A 17,847-nucleotide genomic window follows, 5' to 3' on the forward strand; every position below is an offset into this window, starting at 1 on the left:
ATGAATACAACATTTACAATATTCTTGGTACTGATCATCTTAGTTTGCATCTTATTAATGCTAGTGATCATGGTTCAAAACCCAAAAGGTGGCGGATTATCCTCTTCCTTTGGAGGAGGCGGCAACCAAGTGGTGGGAGGCGTTAAAAAAACGGGGGACTTTTTAGACAAAAGTACCTGGACCTTGGCAACCTTATTGGTTGTTTTAATCCTACTTTCCAACGTGGCATTAAAAGGAAGCTTTAGTGATGCCGATTCAAAATTGCTCAACGGGGAGCCAATAGAGACAACGACACCTGATGCCTTGCCAGAAACACCAATTACCACTCCTGCCACCAACGAAGGCAGCAACACGGACAGTGTTCAATAGCACAAGAAAAACATATTTTACATAGCAAAAATGCCAGCTTAAGTGACAAGCTGGCATTTTTGTTTTACAATGTGTCAGTTTTACGGTAATGGCATAATTTCTGCCTAGGATAATGAAACTTAAAAACATAAAATCTAAATAATATGGCTAAAGTTAGCATTAAACCATTAGCGGATAGAGTTCTTATAGAACCTATGGCTGCCGAAACAAAGACTGCTTCAGGTCTTTACATTCCAGATACCGCAAAAGAAAAACCACAAAAAGGTAAGGTAGTTGCCGTTGGTCCCGGAACCAAGGACGAACAGGTTACTGTTAAAGTAGGTGACACGGTTCTTTATGGCAAATATGCCGGAACCGAGTTAAAACTTGAAGGCACTGAATACCTTATGATGCGCGAAAGCGACATCCTAGCAATTATATAACATTGCACCCATTCCCGACCCTTCGGGAAAAACCAAAAAAACAAACTAAAAAGTATAACTAATTTCATTCCCTAATTTTTTGAATAGGAATGATTAATGAAATTAAATCATGGCAAAAGATATAAAATTTGATATCGATGCAAGAGACGGCCTCAAGAGAGGTGTTGACGCATTGGCAAATGCAGTAAAAGTAACCTTGGGCCCCAAGGGTAGAAATGTTATTATCAGCAAATCCTTTGGCGCACCAAACATCACAAAAGATGGTGTTACCGTAGCCAAGGAAATAGAATTGGCAGACGCTCTTGAAAACATGGGAGCACAAATGGTAAAAGAGGTAGCCTCCAAAACCAACGATTTGGCAGGTGACGGTACCACTACCGCTACCGTTCTTGCCCAAGCCATTGTTAAAGAAGGCCTTAAGAACGTTGCTGCCGGCGCCAATCCTATGGACCTTAAGAGAGGTATAGACAAGGCGGTTGAAGCACTTGTAGAAGACTTGGCCAAGCAGACTAAAAAAGTTGGTGATTCTTCTGAAAAAATAAAACAAGTTGCAGCTATTTCCTCCAACAATGACGAAACTATTGGTGAGTTAATCGCCCAGGCTTTTGGTAAAGTTGGAAAAGAGGGAGTAATAACCGTTGAGGAAGCCAAAGGAACCGATACCTATGTTGACGTTGTTGAAGGTATGCAATTTGACAGAGGATATCTATCCCCTTACTTTGTTACCGATTCAGAAAAAATGACTGCTGACCTAGAGAACCCTTACATATTATTATATGATAAGAAAATCTCTGCCATGAAGGATTTACTACCTGTATTGGAGCCAGTTGCACAATCTGGAAAGCCACTTTTGATCATTGCCGAAGATGTTGATGGAGAGGCATTGGCTACATTGGTAGTGAACAAACTTAGAGGTTCCCTAAAAATTGCAGCTGTAAAGGCACCAGGTTTTGGTGACAGAAGAAAAGCAATGCTAGAGGATATCGCCATCCTAACTGGAGGTACAGTAATTGCCGAGGAGAGAGGATTTACAATGGAAAATGCCACCTTGGACATGCTTGGTACTTGTGAAAAGATTTCCATAGACAAGGACAATACTACCATAGTTAACGGCTCAGGCGATGCCAAAACCATTAAGACTAGGGTAAACCAGATTAAATCCCAAATAGAATCTACTACTTCTGACTACGATAAGGAAAAACTACAGGAGCGCTTGGCCAAATTAGCTGGTGGTGTTGCCGTACTTTATGTAGGAGCTGCCTCTGAGGTAGAAATGAAGGAAAAGAAAGACAGGGTAGAAGATGCTCTTCACGCTACCAGAGCAGCTGTTGAAGAAGGTATTGTTGCCGGTGGAGGTGTAGCCTTGGTTAGAGCCAAATCAGTATTGGCAAAGATAAAGGCCGAAAACACAGACGAAGAAACAGGTGTTCAGATAGTAGCTAGAGCCATAGAAGCTCCATTGAGAACCATTGTTGCAAATGCTGGCGGAGAAGGTTCCGTTGTAGTTGCCAAGGTACTTGAAGGAAAAGGCGATTATGGTTACGACGCCAAGTCTGAAAAATATGTTGAAATGATCAAGGCAGGTATCATCGACCCTAAAAAAGTAACAAGAATTGCATTGGAAAATGCTGCTTCTGTTGCAGGGATGATCTTAACCACAGAATGCGCCCTGACAGACATCAAGGAAGACACTCCTGCCGCAGCACCTCCAATGGGTGGTGGCGGAATGCCAGGAATGATGTAAACATTTCTCTTTACAACACCAAAAAACCGCATTTGGACTTTCAAATGCGGTTTTTTCATTTTTAATCTTCTCCAGAATAACCCTTAAGACCAATCATATGTATTCCGAGAAATTTATCGGCCTACAACATTGGACAAGGACACAACCTTTAAGCTTGCCTCTTAATGATGCTGCCCGTCATCCGAATTATCCTCCCTATACTTACAACAAGGATGAACAGACTCATATGCCTCTTCAGTAGCTTTAAGCTCTTTGGTGTCATGTCCTACCCCAACAATAGCTGTTTTTATCTTCATAGAATTGGTTTTTCGCTCATCTATTATCAAAGACAATTGATGTGTAGGAATATCCCAAAGGGCATATTTTACCCCTTTTACCCCTAGTGCAGCCTCCTCTATTCGCTCTTTACACATTACACATTTACCATTGACCCCAAAACTGATCTTTTTGTTTTTGTTTTTGTTTTGGGCATAGGAGCCTGCGGTTATAAAAACCAACACCAATGTTAACATTAAATTTCTCATATCTGTACGCTTTAAATTGAACAATAATTATTTAATAAAATTATAATTTATACCTGAACCCTGCATAGAACATCCTCCCCATTATAGGTGCATGAATAATAGTAGTATCAAAATTGGTTCCAAATGGATCCTCTGCTCCCAATACAGGATTATCCTGAGTGTAATCGTTAAGGTTTTCACCCCCTATATACACTTCAAACGAGTCTGAAAACACCCTGGTAATCTGGGCAATCATAACGCTATGTGAGGGCGAATATTCCGCCAACCTATATTCCACAGGGTTACTTAGAGTACTGGGCAAACGCTGTTCCCCCAAAGAGTGTACCGTATAGTCCATTCGCCAAAGCGCTCCCCTGTCGTTGGGCTCGGAATTATAACCTAGGTTGGCAAAAAAACGATGTTGCGCCTGCAATGGTTTTTGCAAGTACCCGCTCTTGTAATCGGTGGCAACATCATAATATTTGTAGGCGGTCCTTAATTCCACATTCTTTAGAATTTTGTGACCTATTTCGAACTGAAAACTCTTGGCCAGACTTTTACCCTCCAAATTATAGAATGATACCTCCTGTGGATTCTCCCAATCTACCACCACTTGATTGATAAAATTGGTGACATAATAATCCAAACTTATACTGCCCGGTCTATTGAAAAGTCTAAAACCCTGTAAAAAACTGCCCCCAAAATTCCAAGCATCTTCCGGCTCCAAACCATATATACTACCCTGGTCCCCAAGCACCTTTATTTGTCTTGAAGATGCGAATAATTGCTGATTTTCGGCAAAGATATTAGCTGCCCTTCGGCCCCTACCAACAGACGCCCTTAAACTTGCCCTTTCCCAGGGCATATACCTAACATGCAGCCTAGGGGTTACAAAGGTGCCCAGATTATTATGGGTATCAACCCTTAGTCCGGCGGTTAAACTCCATTCTTTTAAATTGTCATAACTATACTCAAAAAAAGCACCCACAGATTTATCAATCCTGGCATAATCTGTAGCACCCACCATTTCGGCATACCCATCGTAACCAAAGGTGAGGCCTGTTTTAAATTTGCTCTTGGTATCGCCAATAATGGAATTGAACATTAAATTTGAATAAACGCTTTCATGGTCAATATTATATTGGTTTAAACCAAAATAGGAGTCCTGCTTATGAATATTATAAGCCGTCTGAAAACCAAAACTCTGAAAAGGCAATTCTGGAAACACGTAACCCAATTTCCAAGAGGAGTCAAATCGCCTACTATTTATCTCACTTCCCCACGAATTGGTGGTAAACCTGTCGGTTTCTGGATCAAAATTTGTTTGCCCCATTTGTTTTTCATCACTCAAAAAACGCAGGTTTATAAAACTCACCCATCCCGTATTGGGGTTTTGATATTGCCACCTATTCATTACATTAAGCTGATTGGCCAAAGGCGCATCCAAAAAGCCATCCCCATTATCATCTTCTTTGATATTTCTTTGGTTTCCATGAAGGTAGAGTCCAGTACTCCACTTATCCGTCAGTTTGGTGTTCATATGGGTATTTAGTTCCAACCTGCCATTCTCATTGGCGTACCCATTAACAAATAAATCCTTGTCCGTTAAAGGTTTTACCAATTCCGTATTTATTTGGCCCGATATACTCTCATAACCATTCACCACACTTCCTGCCCCTTTGGTTATTTGTATGCTCTCTACCCAGGTTCCGGGAGTAAACGTAAGACCGTATACTTGGGAAGCCCCTCTAACCATAGGAATATTCTCCTGGGTTATTAGCAGATAAGGACTGGTAAGGCCAAGCATTTGAATTTGTTTGGTTCCACTAAGGGCATCCGAGAAATTTACATCAATGGCCGGATTGGTCTCAAAGCTCTCGGACAAATTACAACATGCCGCCTTCAACAACTCTGCACTATTTACGGTCACCACATTCTGAGGGCTAAAATAGGACTTCTGCAAGGCATCCCTTTTTTTCTGAACAACCACCTCATTTAAGGCATTGGAGGGCTGCAACCAATGCTCTACCACCTTCGGGCTTTCTACAAGCAGCGTATCAGTTTCGTAGCCCACATAACTAATTACGAGTTTGTTATATTCCGGTTTAAAGGGTATTGCAAATGAGCCGTCCTCAGCTGTTATGGTTCCAGTTTGGGAGTTTAACCAATATACATTGGCGCCGGGAAGTCCTGATTCTGTATCGGCTTCTTTAACGGTTCCGCTAATTTTTTCTTGGCAAAGACCTAAAACAGGTAGCCAGAATAACATAATTTTAATGATTTTTTTCAATTGATTCTTTTTTTATAAAATATTCGCTTAAGACTAAAACACATAAGCAACGCCCCCAGCCAAAAAACTAGAAAACGCAAGCGCCTAAACAAAAAAAAATCAAATAAGAAATACCTGGTCCAAGATATATATATCCCTGACCAAAATAGGAGGCGGATAACCGCTAGGCGGAACTAGCCGCTCTGCATTAACCTCAAATAAGTGTAGATAATAGGTAGCATCTGCAACCCAAAAGACCTGTTGGCCCAGATCAAAATCGTAATGGGGTATTCTGAGGTTGTCCGTACCTTCTATAGAAATAGTTTCATCTTTACAACAAGTATCGGAATTGTCCTCTTTTACAACAATGTCCCCAACCCAATCCACTTCCATTCCACAGCTATCAGCCTCGTGAAAAAAGGCTATATCTACCAATGAACCAAAACAATAATGCTTCTCTATGGTCCAGGAAACCGTAGAGGCCAGCATTAAAAATGCCAAGGCAAGCGCACATATTTTATGAAGAATAGATTTCATGGACGCAAAAATAATCAAAAGTTTATACTCACTATCCCCGCAAAGTACATTAACTTAATTTTAGGTTAAAAATTGTTTCATAAATGGGAATACATAAAAATTAATCCTTTTCAAACCCCTGGAAAATGGAATTAGCTTTATTTTTGTCAAAAATTACAATATGCTTACTGTATTAAGACCAAAGATCTCCTCCATCACCAATGCTCCTGAAAAAAACCAAAGCGAAAAACTGCAGGCCATCTGTGATTTACTTAAGGCAGAGGTGGATTATTACGACTGGGTTGGATTTTATTTTAAAAATGGGGATAAGGAAGAGTTAAAATTAGGCCCTTATGCCGGAGCTCCTACAGATCATACCATAATCCCTTTCGGAAAAGGGATTTGCGGACAGGTTGCCGTTTCCAATGAAAATTTTGTAGTGCCCGATGTCCAAGCCCAAGACAACTACATCGCATGCAGCATAAGTGTTAAGTCCGAAATTGTAGTCCCCCTTTTTAAGGACGGTAAAAACATTGGGCAAATAGACATTGACTCCAACACCCCTGACCCATTTTCCGAGGAGGATGAACGGTTTTTGGAATACGTGAACCAAGAAGTCTCCAAAATTCTTTAAAACTTTAGGCTGATTGTTGATAATAGTGGTGATTATTAAGTACAAAAAAATTACTTTTGTGTCCTTATAATCCATAACAACAATCACAACAAAATGAGTACCACTAAAAAAGCTTCATCAGCCTTAATATCTGTATTTCACAAAGATGGCCTAGAGCCCTTGGTAAAAAAGTTTAATGAATTGGGAATTACCATCTATTCTACCGGTGGTACCGAAACATTCATAAAGGATTTAGGAATTGATGTAGTTCCCGTGGAGGACGTTACCAGTTACCCATCTATTTTAGGGGGGCGTGTAAAAACCTTACACCCCAAAGTTTTCGGGGGCATATTGAACCGTCAGGAGAACGAAAAGGACCAAGAACAATTGAAGGAATACGACATTCCGCAGCTAGATATTGTTATTGTGGATCTATATCCTTTTGAAAAAACAGTAGCCAGTGGTGCTTCAGAACAAGACATAATAGAAAAAATAGACATAGGAGGTATTTCCCTAATACGTGCCGCTGCCAAGAATTACAAGGACACCCTTTGTGTTTCTTCCATGACCGACTACGACGAAGTATTGGAGCTTATTACCAAGGGGAATGGAAGCACTACCTTGGAAGACCGCAGACGTTTTGCTACCAAATCCTTCAATATTTCCTCCCATTACGATTCTGCCATTTTTAATTACTTTAATCAAAACCAGGAAGAGGCAGCGCTTAAGATCAGTGAAACCAGTGGACAAGTATTGCGTTACGGGGAAAACCCACATCAAAAAGGATTTTTCTATGGAGATTTTGATGCCATGTTCCAAAAACTGCATGGAAAGGAACTTTCCTATAACAACCTATTGGATGTGGACGCTGCGGTAAACCTTATCCTAGAATTTAAAAACGATGAGCCTACCTTCGCCATACTTAAACATAATAATGCCTGTGGCCTAGCTACAAGACCTAGCATTCACCAGGCTTACGTAGATGCCTTGGCCGGGGATCCGGTTTCTGCTTTTGGGGGCATATTGATCAGTAATGTGGAAATAGACAAACCTACTGCCGAAGAAATACACAAGTTATTCTGTGAGGTGGTCATTGCGCCAAGCTATACAGACGAAGCTTTGGAAATTTTAAAGGGCAAGAAAAACAGGATAATTCTGGTACAGAATGATATCGACTTGCCAAAAACCACTGTCCGATCTTGCTTAAATGGTGTTTTGGTACAGGACAAGGACGAGAAGACCGATGCTTTAGCAGACCTCTCCAATGCTACCAACAATAAACCTACCGAAAGGGAATTGGAAGATTTGATCTTTGCCTCCAAATTATGCAAACACACCAAAAGTAATACTATAGTTTTGGCCAAAAACAAACAATTATGTGCTAGCGGAACAGGGCAAACATCCCGTGTTGACGCCCTAAACCAAGCTATCCACAAGGCCAAATCATTTGACTTTGATTTAAACGGGGCCGTTTTGGCCAGTGATGCTTTCTTCCCATTTCCAGATTGTGTGGAAATAGCACATAAAAGTGGTATCACCAGTGTTATTCAACCGGGCGGTTCTATTAAGGATCAATTAAGTGTAGATTATTGTAACGAAAATGATATTGCCATGGTAATGACCGGCACACGTCATTTTAAACATTAATTTTATTACTTTTAACAATCAAACTGACAATTTAACCGAAACCAGATAACACAAATGGGATTTTTTGATTTCTTAACCGAGGAGATTGCAATAGATTTAGGTACTGCCAATACCCTCATCATTCACAACGACAAAGTGGTGGTAGACAGTCCATCTATTGTGGCCAGGGACAGAATAAGTGGAAAAATCATTGCCGTAGGCAAGGAGGCCAACATGATGCAAGGAAAGACCCATGAAAACATAAAAACCATCCGACCTCTAAAGGATGGTGTTATTGCGGATTTTGATGCTTCAGAAAAGATGATCAACATGTTCATCAAGAACATCCCCGCCTTAAAGAAAAAGTGGTTTCCACCGGCTTTAAGAATGGTTATCTGTATACCCTCCGGAATTACGGAAGTTGAAATGAGGGCGGTAAAAGAATCGGCCGAACGTGTAAACGGAAAAGAAGTATATCTAATCCACGAGCCTATGGCTGCGGCCATAGGTATTGGATTGGATATTATGCAGCCAAAAGGTAATATGATTGTTGATATAGGAGGTGGTACTACCGAAATTGCCGTTATAGCCTTGGGTGGTATTGTCTGTGACAAATCGGTGAAGATTGCAGGTGACGTTTTCACCAATGACATCATCTATTACATGCGAACACAGCACAACCTTTATGTTGGGGAGAGCACAGCAGAGAATATTAAAATAACAATTGGTTCAGCTACCGAGGATTTACAAAGTCCACCAGACGAAATGTCCGTACAGGGACGGGACCTGCTAACGGGAAAACCTAAGCAGGTATCCATTTCCTATAGGGAAATAGCCAAGGCCTTGGACAAGTCCATCCTAAGGGTAGAGGATGCTGTAATGGAAACCCTATCACAAACACCCCCAGAACTGGCAGCAGACATCTACAATACAGGGATATACCTAGCTGGTGGAGGTTCTATGCTTAGAGGATTGGACAGGCGATTATCTCAAAAAACAGACTTGCCGGTTTACATAGCAGAGGATCCTTTAAGAGCAGTTGTTAGAGGAACCGGTATTGCCTTGAAAAATTTGGAGCGCTACAAGAGCATCTTAATAAAATAGTCTTTGGGAAGCACAATTACCTTGGTTGTGAAATAGCAACAAACATTAAACAGGCTTTTATTTCATAATGGGTATCCATTTATTGAGCCATTAAAAACAATACAAGTGAATGCAGCAGATCATCAACTTTATATTACGGTATAAAAATTTCTTGCTATATCTTGTCTTGCTGGCTATTTCATTGGCGCTTACCATACAATCCCATTCCTATCACCAATCTAAATTTTTTAACTCCTCCAACTGGTTAACGGGAAACGTCTATAAAACCACTAGCAATATTACCACCTATTTTGGCCTTGGGGAGGAAAACAAAAAATTGGTGGAAGAAAATAAAAGATTGCGAACAATTTTATTCAACCAAAAGACAAAGGACACTATTACGATTGACACCACTAATATCCACTACAAGGTCATTGCCTCCCAAGTGATCAAGAACAGTTATGGCCTACCCCGCAACTACATCACCATTAACAAAGGCAGTAAACACGGCGTTGAACCCGATATGGGTGTTATCACAGACCATGGCATTCTAGGAATAATAGAAAACACTTCCAAAAATTTTGCAACGGTCCAAAGCATACTCAATACACGGTCTAGAATAAACGCCAAGATCAAGAACACCAACCACTATGGTTCACTGGTCTGGAATCAAAAAGATTTCAACACTGTACAGCTAACGGACATAGAGCGTTTGGTTCCCGTTAAAATTGGCGATACCGTAGTCACTGGGGCAAGCTCCAGTATTTTTCCCGAAAATATCCCCATAGGGACCATTAAAAGTTTTGATCTGATAAATACCCAAAATGCCTATAGCATAGACATTAAACTGTTTAACGACATGTCATCTATAAAGAGTATTTATGTTATTGACAACATCCAAAGGGAAGAAATAAAACAATTAGAAGCCAAAACCTATAATGATCCGCAATAGTTACTTTATTAATGTGATAAGATTTGTACTATTGATATTGGTACAGGTACTTATTTTTAATAAGCTCAATTTTTTTGGATATATCAACCCTATGGTGTATATTCTCTTCCTCTACTGGTACCCGATCAAGAAAAAAAGACCGGCATTTTTGCTTAGCAGCTTCCTATTGGGCTTTATGGTAGACCTTTTTTCGGACACCCTTGCCTTACATGCTGCCGCTACGGTGACCATTGCCTATTTACGGCCCACCATTATGCGATTTTGTTTTGGTGTAAACTACGAATTTCAAAGTTTTAAACTAACCAATACCACTAGCGCACAACAATTTACGTTTTTAGCGTTATTAATAACAATACATCATTTGGTATTCTTTACCGTAGAAATTTTCAGTTTTGCAAATACACTGTTAATTTTGAAAAAAACGATGTTTTTTAGCTTGGCCACATTAATTTTGTGCCTATTGTTGAGTTCACTTTTTAGTGTAAAAAAAGAATGAGAAAACTTCTATTGTCGTCCATTATATTATTGGTTGGATTAACTTTTATCGGCAGATTGTCATATCTACAGATATTTAGTTTTTCCCCTAACCAAATATTGGAGGATCCGGCCATAAAAGCGGTTTACGACTATCCGGAGAGAGGTTATATCTACGACAGAAATGGCAAGCTTTTGGTAGCCAATCAACCTGCCTATGACGTTATGGTCATCCCTAGGGAAGTAAAGCCATTGGACACGCTGGAATTTTGTAAACTTCTAGGGATTGACAAAGAGAAATTTATTTCCCAATTAAAAAAAGCAAGGATATACTCCCCTAGATTACCCTCTGTATTGGTACCACAACTTTCAAAAGAGGACTACGGGAGGCTTCAAGAAAAAATGAGGAGATTTGAAGGTTTTTACATCCAAAAAAGGTCCTTGCGCTATTATGACACAAACAGTGGAGCCAATGTATTGGGCTATATCAGTGAGGTAAATGAATGGGATTTGGAAAGAAACCCATCCTATGCCGCAGGAGAGTTAAAAGGAACCACAGGTATAGAAAAGGAATACGAATCTATCTTAAGGGGACGCAAAGGGGTAAAGTACATTCAAAAGGACCGTTTTAACAGGGATATAGGCCCTTATAAGGACGGTGCCCTGGACACCCTCCCTGAACAGGGAAAACAAATTACCGTCACCCTGGATAAAACACTTCAGGAGTACGGGGAAAAACTAATGGTAGGAAAACACGGTGGTGTGGTAGCCATTGAGCCTGCCTCTGGGGAAATCCTCGCCCTAATTTCCGGTCCCACCTACGATCCTGCGCTATTGGTTGGTAGGGAAAGGTCCAAGAATTATAGTAAATTGCACTATGACACCATTGCCAAACCCACCTTTGACCGGTCTATTTTGGCCTCCCAATCGCCCGGATCCCCATTTAAAACCCTAAATGCCCTAGTAGCACTTCAGGAGGGAGCCGTAACTCCAGAAACCACTATTAAGTGCTACAACGGATTTTACGTAGGAAGAAGAAAAAGAGGTTGTCATTGTGGTGGCGGCAACAGAGACCTTAATTCGGGCATATACCTCTCTTGCAACGCCTATTTTGCAGGGGCATTCAGAAAAATATACGACCTATTCCCCACCTCGGCAGAAGGTATGGATGTATGGGAAAAACATATGAAGAGTTTTGGTCTGGGTTCTTATTTGGGCTATGACTTACCTACCGGCAGACCTGGAAGAATTCCCAACAAAGAATACTATAACAGGATATACGGTAGCAAAAGATGGTCCTCTTCCACCATCATATCCAATTCCATTGGCCAAGGAGAGGTAGAGGTTACCCCAATCCAATTGGCCAATATGACTGCGGCTATTGCCAACAGAGGACATTATTTCACACCCCATGTCATAAAAAAAATAGGGGGTGAGGATATCAGTATCCCTAAATTCACAGAAGCCAAGCATACCTCAATAGACAAAAAATATTTTGAACCTGTAATAGAAGGAATGGCCAACGTATATCACAAGGGAACGGCCAGGTGGTTACAGATCAAGGATATTGAGATTGCAGGAAAAACGGGAACCGTAGAAAATTTTACCAGGATCAATGGCGTACGTACCCAACTTACGGATAATTCCGTATTTGTGGCCTTTGCCCCGGTAGACAATCCCCAAATTGCCATTGCGGTATATATAGAAAATGGATACTATGGATCTCGTTATGCCGGTCATATTGCCACATTGATGATCGAAAAATACCTAAAAGGGGAAATTACCCGTGCAGATTTGGAAAAAAGAATGCTGGAAAAAACTTTGGAAGATGAATATGCCAAACCCTATAGCGGAGAACCTTTTAAAATAAACGAGCGTGTCTGGTAAAAGTGTTCTTAAACGATTGGACTGGTTTAGTGTTCTGCTTTACATCTGCCTGGTCTTTATTGGTTGGATCAACATCTATTCCAGCACCTTTACCGATGAGGCTACATCTATATTTGATTTTGCGTCCCTTTATGGTAAGCAGCTTTTTTTTATAGGAACCAGTGCCGTGGCCATTGTGATCATCCTAGCCCTGGAAGCGAATTTCTACGAGCGCTTTTCCAGTCTTTTCTATATTATATCCATAGTCCTATTATTGGGATTATTTGTGTTTGGAAAGACCATCGCCGGGGCCACTTCATGGTACAATTTGGGTTTCTTTAATTTACAGCCCTCAGAATTTGCCAAAGTAGCTACAGCACTAGCTCTGGCCAAATACTTAAGTGATATACAAACCGACATAAAACGTCAAAAAGATCAAATGATCGCACTTTTGATTATTTTGCTCCCCGCATTTTTGATCATTCCCCAGCCCGACCCTGGAAGCGCACTGGTCTTTTTTGCTTTAATATTCGTTATTTTCAGGGAGGGACTACCCTTGTATTATTTGGGAATAGGCAGTATGATTGTATTGATATTTATTCTCACCCTAAAGTTTGGAACCATTTGGGTTGCTATAATCCTTGGATTGTTGCTGGCCCTCTTTCTATTATTTAAAAAACCGTCCTTTAAGGTACCCATCATTCCGGTCTCGCTTATCTATATTGCCATCATATTGTTTTCCCTATCCGTGAATTTTGTCTTTAATTCGGTTTTCGAACAACGCCATAGGGACCGTTTTGGGCTTTGGCTAAGACTTGAAAAAGATCCCAAAAAATTGGAAGAGATTAGAAAAACCATAGGGTATAACACCTATCAATCCGAAAAGGCCATTGAATCTGGTGGTTTTTCTGGCAAAGGGTTTTTGGAAGGCACACGTACCAAAGGGGATTTTGTACCGGAACAACATACCGATTATATTTTTACAACGGTTGGAGAAGAGTGGGGTTTTCTTGGCACAGCTACCGTAGTAATTCTTTTTACCCTGCTGCTTTTAAGACTAATTCATTTATCCGAACGCCAAAAGAACCACTTTAGCCGCATGTACGGCTATGGGGTCATATCTATTTTGTTCGTGCACTACTTTATCAATATTGGAATGGTTATCGGAGTACTGCCCACCATAGGAATACCACTGCCCTTTTTCAGCTATGGCGGATCGGGCTTATTGTTCTTTTCGGCCCTATTGTTTATTTTCCTTAAATTGGATGCCAACAGATTAAATGAGCTTACCTAAAATTTCCAACCCTTAACACTTTTTGACCGCTCAAGGGCATCTTCATAATCATCGGGCAAAGCATGGAAAAAATCGATTCCGGTCAGGGCCTCCACCTCATCCACGGAAACTACAAATTGCTCTAAATTCCCATCAACCTCTTTATGGGGAAAAAGAAAGGCGATTAGTTTTAGATTCTTTCCATCTCCTCTGGCAATAATTTTATAATAAAATTTGGGCACGGCCACTTCTTCCTCCCCAATGGTAGGTAGCCCCTCTTCCAACACCCCCGCCGTAACCACCGTCAGCGGACCCCATTTCTTAGCCCAATACCTTATTTTTTGTTCCAAACGATTCCAAATTCCGGCGTTAAAATCACGCTTTTGCGGACTAATATTACTGGTATAAAAAGTTTCATTGTAGGCAAACTCGGAAAATCTGCGATCCCCGGCCGGGCATAGGTGCCCCCTATTATAACCCGATCCCCTATAATTTTTCCAATCCGCAGATTTAGTAGTAACCCATGGATCTTCAATAAATAATGGCCTCGTCCTGTCATCACGTGTTAAGTGAGATTTCTCCAAAATATAAATTACCCATTCCGCCTGTTCAAAGGCTTCATGATAAGACAAAGCGTAAAAATTATGTTGAACAATCTCCCCGGTAGTGGATGTTGGCCATAAAAATTCATGGATATCGGTCTTATGCCCCACCTGTGCGGGTGAGGAGTAGCTTGCAGGGGTGTAAAAGTTATCGAATACCCAAAATAACACCACACAAACCAGTAACAGCGTAGTATAAATAAGCCTATTTTTCCTATATTTATTCATGTTATAAATATAACGCAAAACTGCCTTCCACAACCCAATCATTTGTAAGCTTGGGTACGGTTTTCCGACCTATGGTTTGTAGGGATTATTAAAAAGGGTAGTTTCAAGTTTACCGATAGCACCCTAGTCCAAACAAAAAATACTATATATACCAAGAAAGAAAATGCAACTATGTTAACATGGAAAGATATCATTCATTTCAGCACCACTAAAAATCCTACCCCTGACAAACGGGTGGAAAAAACTGAAGAGGAATGGAGCGCTTTATTAACTCCGGAGCAATTTAGGATTACGCGAAAAAAAGGAACGGAGGCACCTCACAGCGGGGCACTTTGTAGCAGTCATGAAGCTGGTAAATATAGCTGCATATGTTGCAATACCCCCTTGTTTGATTCCACCATAAAATTTGAATCCGGAAGTGGCTGGCCCAGCTTTACACAACCCATAAAGGAAAATGCGATAAAATACCACAGGGACACTTCTTTTGGCATGATAAGGGTAGAGGTGCTTTGCAACAGTTGTGATGCCCATTTGGGCCATGTCTTTCCCGACGGCCCTGAACCCAGCGGTCTGCGCTATTGCATCAATTCCGAATCTATGCAAATAATTAAAGAAAGTATATCTAATGAAAAATAAAAAATTGGAAACCGCCACAGTCGGCGGTGGTTGTTTTTGGTGCGTGGAAGCCGTCTTTCAGGAGGTGGAAGGGGTAGAACAGGTAGTTTCTGGTTATAGTGGTGGAAATGCACCCGGCAAACCTACTTATAGAGAGGTTTGTTCCGGACTTACAGGCCATGCCGAAGTAGTTCAAATTACCTATGACGCCAACACTATTTCCTATGAAGACCTTTTGATTATCTTTATGACAAGTCATGACCCTACTACCCTAAACCAACAGGGAGCCGATATTGGCACTCAGTACCGTTCAGTGATTTATTACCACAATGATGAACAAAAAGAGATTGCAGGGATGGTACTGGCCAAAATTGCCTCTTATTATGAATCACCCATTGTGACAGAGATAAGTCCATTAGGGCAATTCTATGAGGCTGAGGAGCATCATCAAAACTACTATAGAAGTAATAAATCACAGGGCTATTGCAGTGCTGTCATCACACCAAAACTATCCAAGCTTCGCCAGATGCACGCCGATAAGCTTAAAAAAACGAAGGTATAGTTACAACCTTGGAGCCTTTTTAAAGGTTCCAGAGCATTTTAAGCTGGACCTAGGGTCCTGATTTATACCAACCATATGGTATTCCCAACAGGATGTTTTGGAGCAACTTGCACCTCTATTCCAAAATAAGCCAACAGCCTGCAGGGATTATAAAAGAGCAACAATACCATTCGCAAGACTGTACCAAAGCCAAAAGAAACGCTAACAGTACTTATAATACAGCTACCCAATACAGCAAGGCAACACAGGCAAAGTAGATCATTACATTAAAATACCATATTTTGAAAGTACAACACGATAAAGAGAAGCAAAGATTTACAATGGATATAAACGGCGAAACAGCCAAAGTAAACTACAGAATGGACAATGGCAAGATGTACCTTACCTACTCTGAGGTCCCTTCCCATTTAAGGGGTAAAGGCCATGGAAAGAAACTTGTAGAAAAAACCTTCTCCAAATTAACAGAGGAAGGCTATACGGCCGTTGCAGTATGCGCCTATATAAAGACAGTAGCTAGAAGAAGCGATAAGTGGAACTCAATAATTGAATAAATATTAGGATGAATCTGAACATCAAAGATACTTTTAACAAAGAACTCCCTGCTGACCCGATCACGGAAAATAGTAGGCGTCAGGTTATGGGGGCTTGCTATTCCTTTGTTAAGCCCAAACAGCCCTTAAAACCATCTCTAATACACAGCTCAGATGAAATGGGTGCCAATTTGGGCCTTTCCCAAGCAGACTTGGAATCTAAGAAGTTTCTTGATATTTTTAGTGGCAATTCCGTACTACCAAATACCAACCCCTACGCCATGTGTTATGGCGGACATCAGTTTGGAAATTGGGCAGGCCAGTTGGGGGATGGCAGGGCCATTAACTTGTTTGAGGTTAACCACATGGACAAACAGTGGGCCCTACAACTTAAAGGTGCTGGCGAAACGCCCTATTCCAGAACAGCAGACGGATTGGCCGTTCTACGTTCTTCCATACGGGAATATCTGTGCAGTGAGGCCATGTACCATTTGGGCGTACCCACTACCAGAGCCCTATCCTTGGCATTAACTGGTGATAAGGTATTGAGGGATGTATTGTACAACGGTAATCCCGCTTATGAAAAAGGGGCGGTGGTTTGCAGGGTAGCACCGACGTTTATACGCTTTGGCAATTTTGAAATTTTAAGCGCGAGGCAGGATGTAGCCACCCTGAAGACCTTGACCAACTATACCATCAGGCATTTTTTTCCACATATAAAAGAGGGTGCCAAAGAAGGCTATCTACAGCTTTTTAAAGAAGTTTCTGAACGCAGCTTGGAAATGATCATCCACTGGCAACGTGTAGGCTTTGTTCACGGTGTTATGAATACCGACAATATGTCTATCCTAGGCCTTACTATAGATTATGGCCCTTACGGCTGGCTAGAGGGCTATGACCATGGATGGACCCCAAACACCACTGACCGACAGTATAAGCGTTATAGATATGGAAATCAAATAAATATTGGTTTATGGAACCTTTATCAATTGGCCAATGCCTTATATCCCTTAATTGAAGATGCCAAGCCATTGGAAGCTGTCCTAAACTCATACCGGGAAAACTACCAAACAAAATATCTTTCCATGATGAAATCGAAAATAGGTCTATTTACAGACCATGGGGAAGATGCCGAACTATTGAACAGATTGGAAGACAACCTAGAGATGACGGAAACGGATATGACCATTTTCTTCAGGAATTTGGGGCGCTTTAAAAAGAGTAGCAAAATTAGCACCAGCCTGCCCCCATATATTACGGATGCCTTTTATGCCCCGGAAGAAGTGCAGGGCGAGCTTTTCAACACTTGGAAACAATGGTTTACAGATTACTCCCTGCGTCTAAATAAAGAAAGTCTATCCAACATCCAAAGACAAGAAAAAATGGACAGCATAAACCCTAAATACGTCCTAAGGAACTATATGGCCCAGCTAGCCATAGACGAAGCGGATACGGGAAATTATGGGCTAATCAATGAACTGTACCAACTTTTAAAACAGCCATACCAAGAACAAGAAGAGGCAGAAAAATGGTATGCAAAGCGTCCGGAATGGGCTAGGCACAAAGTAGGGTGTTCCATGCTATCCTGTAGTTCATAAAT

18 protein-coding genes are annotated in these 17,847 nt (G+C 41.0%); 14 read left to right on the forward strand and 4 right to left on the reverse strand.

Annotation, left to right across the window (positions count from 1 at the left end):
- The 3 genes from secG (at position 1) to groL (ending at position 2,535) form a co-directional block, all read left to right on the forward strand.
- On the forward strand, positions 1-369 hold the full coding sequence (gene secG / locus EHW67_RS04165) for a preprotein translocase subunit SecG (protein WP_126161101.1): 369 nt from the start codon (positions 1-3) through the stop codon (positions 367-369).
- 143 nt (positions 370-512) lie between these two features.
- A complete protein-coding gene (locus EHW67_RS04170; RefSeq protein WP_126161102.1) occupies positions 513-791 on the forward strand; it encodes a co-chaperone GroES in 279 nt (92 codons plus the stop codon).
- Between the two features lie 109 nt (positions 792-900).
- Positions 901-2,535 carry a chaperonin GroEL gene (gene groL / locus EHW67_RS04175; protein ID WP_126161103.1) on the forward strand — a complete coding sequence of 545 codons (1,635 nt, stop codon included), beginning with the start codon at positions 901-903 and terminating at the stop codon, positions 2,533-2,535.
- Positions 2,536-2,696: 161 nt separating this feature from the next.
- Here the strand turns inward: groL and EHW67_RS04180 are convergent, their stop codons facing one another.
- From EHW67_RS04180 to EHW67_RS04190, 3 genes are all read right to left on the reverse strand, one after another.
- Positions 2,697-3,059 (reverse strand): heavy-metal-associated domain-containing protein, encoded by a 363-nt coding sequence (locus EHW67_RS04180; RefSeq protein WP_126161104.1) that lies wholly within the window; start codon positions 3,057-3,059, stop codon positions 2,697-2,699.
- A gap of 40 nt (positions 3,060-3,099) precedes the next feature.
- Entirely contained in the window at positions 3,100-5,307 is a 2,208-nt protein-coding gene (locus EHW67_RS04185; protein WP_126161692.1) for a TonB-dependent receptor, read from the reverse strand.
- Between the two features lie 120 nt (positions 5,308-5,427).
- Entirely contained in the window at positions 5,428-5,844 is a 417-nt protein-coding gene (locus tag EHW67_RS04190) for an HYC_CC_PP family protein (protein ID WP_126161105.1), read from the reverse strand.
- Between the two features lie 160 nt (positions 5,845-6,004).
- Here EHW67_RS04190 and EHW67_RS04195 point away from each other — a divergent pair, with 160 nt between their 5' ends.
- The 7 genes from EHW67_RS04195 to rodA all read left to right on the forward strand — a co-directional run bounded on the left by EHW67_RS04195 (position 6,005) and on the right by rodA (position 13,731).
- Complete coding sequence (locus EHW67_RS04195; protein ID WP_126161106.1) at positions 6,005-6,457, forward strand: GAF domain-containing protein; 453 nt, start codon at positions 6,005-6,007, stop codon at positions 6,455-6,457.
- 93 nt (positions 6,458-6,550) lie between these two features.
- A complete protein-coding gene (gene purH / locus EHW67_RS04200) occupies positions 6,551-8,083 on the forward strand; it encodes a bifunctional phosphoribosylaminoimidazolecarboxamide formyltransferase/IMP cyclohydrolase (protein WP_126161107.1) in 1,533 nt (510 codons plus the stop codon).
- 54 nt (positions 8,084-8,137) lie between these two features.
- The gene (locus EHW67_RS04205; protein ID WP_126161108.1) at positions 8,138-9,166 is read left to right on the forward strand and encodes a rod shape-determining protein; all 1,029 of its coding nucleotides are present in this window, start codon (positions 8,138-8,140) and stop codon (positions 9,164-9,166) included.
- 109 nt (positions 9,167-9,275) lie between these two features.
- Positions 9,276-10,097 carry a rod shape-determining protein MreC gene (gene mreC / locus EHW67_RS04210; protein WP_126161109.1) on the forward strand — a complete coding sequence of 274 codons (822 nt, stop codon included), beginning with the start codon at positions 9,276-9,278 and terminating at the stop codon, positions 10,095-10,097.
- Positions 10,084-10,593 carry a rod shape-determining protein MreD gene (locus EHW67_RS04215; protein WP_126161110.1) on the forward strand — a complete coding sequence of 170 codons (510 nt, stop codon included), beginning with the start codon at positions 10,084-10,086 and terminating at the stop codon, positions 10,591-10,593. The genes mreC and EHW67_RS04215 overlap by 14 nt, the downstream gene beginning before the upstream one ends.
- On the forward strand, positions 10,590-12,458 hold the full coding sequence (gene mrdA / locus EHW67_RS04220) for a penicillin-binding protein 2 (RefSeq protein WP_126161111.1): 1,869 nt from the start codon (positions 10,590-10,592) through the stop codon (positions 12,456-12,458). The genes EHW67_RS04215 and mrdA overlap by 4 nt, the downstream gene beginning before the upstream one ends.
- Complete coding sequence (gene rodA / locus EHW67_RS04225) at positions 12,448-13,731, forward strand: rod shape-determining protein RodA (RefSeq protein ID WP_126161112.1); 1,284 nt, start codon at positions 12,448-12,450, stop codon at positions 13,729-13,731. Before mrdA ends, rodA begins: the two co-directional genes overlap by 11 nt.
- Here the strand turns inward: rodA and EHW67_RS04230 are convergent.
- Entirely contained in the window at positions 13,728-14,540 is an 813-nt protein-coding gene (locus tag EHW67_RS04230) for a DNA/RNA non-specific endonuclease (protein WP_126161113.1), read from the reverse strand. The two genes, rodA and EHW67_RS04230, sit on opposite strands and share 4 nt — an antisense overlap.
- Before the next feature lie 171 nt (positions 14,541-14,711).
- On the opposite strand from EHW67_RS04230, the gene msrB reads away from it, so the two are divergent.
- The 4 genes from msrB to EHW67_RS04250 all read left to right on the forward strand — a co-directional run bounded on the left by msrB (position 14,712) and on the right by EHW67_RS04250 (position 17,845).
- Entirely contained in the window at positions 14,712-15,176 is a 465-nt protein-coding gene (msrB, locus tag EHW67_RS04235) for a peptide-methionine (R)-S-oxide reductase MsrB (RefSeq protein WP_126161114.1), read from the forward strand.
- A complete protein-coding gene (msrA, locus tag EHW67_RS04240; protein ID WP_126161115.1) occupies positions 15,166-15,717 on the forward strand; it encodes a peptide-methionine (S)-S-oxide reductase MsrA in 552 nt (183 codons plus the stop codon). Before msrB ends, msrA begins: the two co-directional genes overlap by 11 nt.
- A 281-nt stretch (positions 15,718-15,998) precedes the next feature.
- Entirely contained in the window at positions 15,999-16,268 is a 270-nt protein-coding gene (locus EHW67_RS04245; RefSeq protein WP_126161116.1) for a GNAT family N-acetyltransferase, read from the forward strand.
- Positions 16,269-16,276: 8 nt separating this feature from the next.
- Positions 16,277-17,845 carry a protein adenylyltransferase SelO gene (locus EHW67_RS04250; RefSeq protein WP_126161117.1) on the forward strand — a complete coding sequence of 523 codons (1,569 nt, stop codon included), beginning with the start codon at positions 16,277-16,279 and terminating at the stop codon, positions 17,843-17,845.
- Positions 17,846-17,847: the final 2 nt, after the last annotated feature.

The sequence above is a fragment of the Arenibacter aquaticus genome (assembly GCF_003957295.1).
Lineage (GTDB): Bacteria > Bacteroidota > Bacteroidia > Flavobacteriales > Flavobacteriaceae > Arenibacter > Arenibacter aquaticus.

Excerpts from the sequence above, each read along its gene's own strand:
- groL (WP_126161103.1), top strand. The coding sequence starts at position 901 with ATGGCAAAAGATATAAAATTTGATATCGATGCAAGAGACGGCCTCAAG.
- EHW67_RS04215 (WP_126161110.1), top strand. The coding sequence starts at position 10,084 with ATGATCCGCAATAGTTACTTTATTAATGTGATAAGATTTGTACTATTG.
- purH (WP_126161107.1), top strand. The coding sequence starts at position 6,551 with ATGAGTACCACTAAAAAAGCTTCATCAGCCTTAATATCTGTATTTCAC.
- EHW67_RS04170 (WP_126161102.1), top strand. The coding sequence starts at position 513 with ATGGCTAAAGTTAGCATTAAACCATTAGCGGATAGAGTTCTTATAGAA.
- EHW67_RS04205 (WP_126161108.1), top strand. The coding sequence starts at position 8,138 with ATGGGATTTTTTGATTTCTTAACCGAGGAGATTGCAATAGATTTAGGT.
- msrA (WP_126161115.1), top strand. The coding sequence starts at position 15,166 with ATGAAAAATAAAAAATTGGAAACCGCCACAGTCGGCGGTGGTTGTTTT.
- msrB (WP_126161114.1), top strand. The coding sequence starts at position 14,712 with ATGTTAACATGGAAAGATATCATTCATTTCAGCACCACTAAAAATCCT.
- mrdA (WP_126161111.1), top strand. The coding sequence starts at position 10,590 with ATGAGAAAACTTCTATTGTCGTCCATTATATTATTGGTTGGATTAACT.
- EHW67_RS04250 (WP_126161117.1), top strand. The coding sequence starts at position 16,277 with ATGAATCTGAACATCAAAGATACTTTTAACAAAGAACTCCCTGCTGAC.
- EHW67_RS04190 (WP_126161105.1), bottom strand. The coding sequence starts at position 5,844 with ATGAAATCTATTCTTCATAAAATATGTGCGCTTGCCTTGGCATTTTTA.
- secG (WP_126161101.1), top strand. The coding sequence starts at position 1 with ATGAATACAACATTTACAATATTCTTGGTACTGATCATCTTAGTTTGC.
- EHW67_RS04195 (WP_126161106.1), top strand. The coding sequence starts at position 6,005 with ATGCTTACTGTATTAAGACCAAAGATCTCCTCCATCACCAATGCTCCT.
- mreC (WP_126161109.1), top strand. The coding sequence starts at position 9,276 with ATGCAGCAGATCATCAACTTTATATTACGGTATAAAAATTTCTTGCTA.
- EHW67_RS04180 (WP_126161104.1), bottom strand. The coding sequence starts at position 3,059 with ATGAGAAATTTAATGTTAACATTGGTGTTGGTTTTTATAACCGCAGGC.
- EHW67_RS04185 (WP_126161692.1), bottom strand. The coding sequence starts at position 5,307 with ATGTTATTCTGGCTACCTGTTTTAGGTCTTTGCCAAGAAAAAATTAGC.
- EHW67_RS04230 (WP_126161113.1), bottom strand. The coding sequence starts at position 14,540 with ATGAATAAATATAGGAAAAATAGGCTTATTTATACTACGCTGTTACTG.